Below are 3,229 nucleotides of genomic sequence, written 5' to 3' on the forward strand. Positions count from 1 at the left end.
GCAGGAAAAATTTCAAAAAACGTAATACAAGTAGCATATTTATTTTTCAAGGTAAGTTAATATGTCCGAACTGCGGAAACAGGCTGGCATCAGAGAGGTCAGTATATTTTAGAAAAAAAGACAAGGCGTACACAGAAACAAATCATTATCGCTGTCAATCTTGTGCTTTGAACAAAAGAAAAGCGATAAACGTGAGTGAAAAGCGTGTTGAAAAAGGACTCATCGAATACTTTTCAAACATGCATTTCCACGTTGTTCCGACAGTAGTTGAAGATGAGAAAGAAAAGGAGCTGGAAGCTCTGAAAGAACGGCTTCGTCAAATCGAGAGACAACGCGAAAAATATCAGAAGGCTTGGGCGGCTGACTTAATTAGTGACGAGGAATTCACAGAGCGAATGAGGGAAACAAAAAGGGCTATGGCTGAAATACAGGAGGTATTGAAAAATGTCGAGATTGACGAAACGAAAAACAAAAAACATGACATAGAATCAATAAAAGCAATCGCAACAAACTTTTTGCTCAATTGGAACACTCTCACAGCTTTAGAAAAAAGGGAGTTTATGAACAATTTCGTCGACGGGATAGAATTCGATAAACAAGGAATAAACGTGAAAATAAAAGAGGTTTCCTTTTATTAATTTTTTGTGTTTATGAAAAATACACTACAACGAACTTGACATAAACACAAAATAAAACAAATCAACACAATTAAATCATAGCACAGATGGATAAGGAATTTCACCCCATCGCTCGAACTATGTTATAAAAAGAGCCTACTCAAAGTGAGTAGGCTTCGTCTTATCATTTTAAGTTGTCGATAGCGTATTGTGCTTCCTCCGGGGTGAATTTTTCCCCGTGCTCGGAAGTTAGCTGCTCATAAATCGCTTGATTGGACATATTCATCGTTTTGGCATATTGTTTTGCCTTCTCTAATGCGTTTGCTTTCCAATCCCATTCAAGATGATCGATAGCATATTTCGCTGCTTCTTCCGGGAACGCTTCGCCGTATTCAGAAACTAATTGATCGTATATTGCCGCTTTTGACATATGCATCGTTTTGGCATATAGTTTCGCCTTTTCTAACGCCGCTTTATATTCTCTTGGAACATTATCTTCTTTAGCTGGCGTTTCTTTTTTCTCTTCAGACTTAGGAGTCGCCGTTGTAGTCGTTGCTGTTTCTGCTGTTTCTTTTTTCTCTTCTTTCTGCGCCTGTTCACCGCTTTCTCCGCCACCACTTGCTACACCAGCAACAATAATAATAGTGAGAACCCAGAACCACCATCTTTTGTAGATTGGTTTCTTTTTCTTTTCGCTCATACCTTTATATCCCCCTCTTTTGTACTATTACGTTTACACCATATCACAAATAACAAGAAAATATTGTCGAATTATGTAGAAAAACAAAAAAATCCCCTGCCGATTAGCAGGGGTTATTTCACGCGCAACTTTTGCCCAACCCGAATCAAATTCGGATTCGCGATATTATTCAATCTCTGTAGCGCGTCTACTGTGGTATTATGTTTTTTCGCAATCGCCGACAATGTATCGCCTTTTTGGACGGTGTATGTTTGAGTTGTTTTCGTCTGTGTTTTCGGAATGGCCGAAATGTTAGTGTCTAACTTCTTATCCGTTCCATATCCCTTGTATTCGAATTGCAAATGGGGCTTATCTATGAATTTTTCATCAGTTGTCTTTCCGTCGTTGTCCCAATCTCCGCCCCAAGTGAAGCCCAACTGCTTGGCTTTGGCAATAGCCTGTTGAATTGCTGTTTTATCATAGCCATTCCAATCTGTTTTCCCGCCCACGACTGGGACGAAATCTAATGCTTGTCCAACCAAGTGGTAAGAGCGCATCGTCTGTGACTTCCCACTGGCAACGTAATATCGTTGTTTTTCTTTTGTGCGAAGCGTTTCATAGATAAGAATGTCAATGCTATTCGCAACGCACCAATTGTACCATTCCATTGCTGCTCTTTTTGTGTTAGGAGCCAGTTTTTCAAGGTTGGCCAAATTTCGTTCATGATAAGTCGGTTTGAACATTATTGCTCATCTCCTTTGTTATTTACATCATTAAACCATTTACCCTCTTTCGGGTTAGACACAATCCCTAGCAACACCAAAATCCCTAATATAGCTTGCACATACGCATTGAATTTTTCTGGTGTGATATTCACTCCAACATCTTGTAGCACCATAAGAAGCAATGACGCCACAGACAGCCATAGACCGTAATTTTTAAAGCGTTCCATCATTGCACACCCCCTTTCAACGCCGCAAAAACAATGGCTACGATGCCGCCGACCACCGAAACAATAATTGCGTTTGTGATCGTACGTCGTAGCCACTTAGTATCATCTTTAATTGCTCGAATGTCTTCACGCATATCTTTGATGTTTGACTCTGCGACTGCTAAGCGTGTTTTTACATCCACCATGTCTGCCTCCAGTTTTTGAATGCGTTCTTCCATCGACTCACGACCTTTCCTACAAAAATAAAAAGACCAAGGCGCTGGTCTATTGGACTAAATATTTCTTATGTTGTTCTCGTTTTTTCTCATCAGTCAATTGTGCATACACTTGTGTAGTGGCCGGATCTTCGTGACCAAGTAAAGCTTGAACGGCAGCTAATTCAGCCCCATTGTTCAGCGTTAATGTCGCAAATGTGTGTCGTAACGTGTGTGGGCTCACTTTTTTCCCTAACCCAGCATTCTCTGCGATGAGTGCAATTTCCCTTTGAATGCCGCGTTTTGAAAGGCGACGATAGGGTTTTCTTTCTGTAATAAACAGCGCTGGTTCATTGTCAGTTCTAGCCATGAGGTACTTCCGTAAATGATACATCGCTTTAAAGCTGAAATACACTTCGCGCTCTTTATTTCCTTTCCCGATTACTCTACAACTGAGCGTCTGATAGTTTATATCCGATCGGTTCAGCGCTTGTACTTCTGATAAACGACAACCTGTTGCATATAACACTTCTAAAAAAGCTCGCTGTCGTGTTGTTTTGCAAGCCTCGCGGAGCATTTCTAATTCCTCAATCGTCAACGCTTTCGGGAGCCTTTTTTCTTGTTTAGGCGGTTTTAGCTTTTTAGTCGGATCACGTTGAATGATTTCTTCAGATACCAGCCATCCAAAGAAACTTTTCAATACAGACAATTTTTTAGCGATTGAACTAAGTTTCAGGTGACTAAAACGACCTAAAAATACCCGAATATCAGCAGCAGTAATCTCATC

5 protein-coding genes and 2 pseudogenes are annotated in these 3,229 nt (G+C 40.4%); 1 reads left to right on the forward strand and 6 read right to left on the reverse strand.

The window, feature by feature from the left end; genetic code table 11:
• On the forward strand, nt 1-638 hold a 638-nt coding region (locus tag ETC00_RS19085), incomplete at its 5' end, for a recombinase zinc ribbon domain-containing protein (RefSeq protein WP_216369588.1).
• 163 nt (nt 639-801) lie between these two features.
• On the opposite strand, the gene ETC00_RS19090 is transcribed toward ETC00_RS19085, so the two are convergent.
• From ETC00_RS19090 to ETC00_RS19115, 6 genes and pseudogenes are all read right to left on the reverse strand, one after another.
• Nucleotides 802-1,317, reverse strand: a complete 516-nt coding sequence (locus ETC00_RS19090; RefSeq protein WP_171567650.1) for an Ltp family lipoprotein — start codon at nt 1,315-1,317, stop codon at nt 802-804.
• 119 nt (nt 1,318-1,436) lie between these two features.
• Nucleotides 1,437-1,574, reverse strand: a pseudogene (locus ETC00_RS19095) (LysM peptidoglycan-binding domain-containing protein); the annotation flags it as partial.
• A gap of 51 nt (nt 1,575-1,625) precedes the next feature.
• Nucleotides 1,626-2,039, reverse strand: a pseudogene (locus ETC00_RS21000) (M15 family metallopeptidase); the annotation flags it as partial.
• Complete coding sequence (locus tag ETC00_RS19105; protein WP_042888717.1) at nt 2,039-2,251, reverse strand: phage holin family protein; 213 nt, start codon at nt 2,249-2,251, stop codon at nt 2,039-2,041. The pseudogene ETC00_RS21000 and the gene ETC00_RS19105, both read right to left, overlap by 1 nt.
• Entirely contained in the window at nt 2,248-2,466 is a 219-nt protein-coding gene (locus tag ETC00_RS19110) for a hemolysin XhlA family protein (RefSeq protein WP_033018147.1), read from the reverse strand. Before ETC00_RS19110 ends, ETC00_RS19105 begins: the two co-directional genes overlap by 4 nt.
• Nucleotides 2,467-2,512: 46 nt before the next feature.
• Nucleotides 2,513-3,229 (reverse strand): tyrosine-type recombinase/integrase (locus tag ETC00_RS19115; protein WP_171567651.1); only part of this gene is annotated, 717 nt, incomplete at its 5' end.

The sequence above is a fragment of the Brevibacillus sp. MCWH genome (assembly GCF_013096935.1).
GTDB lineage: Bacteria > Bacillota > Bacilli > Brevibacillales > Brevibacillaceae > Brevibacillus > Brevibacillus aydinogluensis.

Bases quoted from the DNA above. Each gene is read 5' to 3' on its own strand.
- ETC00_RS19090 (WP_171567650.1), bottom strand. From the start codon at position 1,317: ATGAGCGAAAAGAAAAAGAAACCAATCTACAAAAGATGGTGGTTCTGG.
- ETC00_RS19105 (WP_042888717.1), bottom strand. From the start codon at position 2,251: ATGATGGAACGCTTTAAAAATTACGGTCTATGGCTGTCTGTGGCGTCA.
- ETC00_RS19110 (WP_033018147.1), bottom strand. From the start codon at position 2,466: ATGGAAGAACGCATTCAAAAACTGGAGGCAGACATGGTGGATGTAAAA.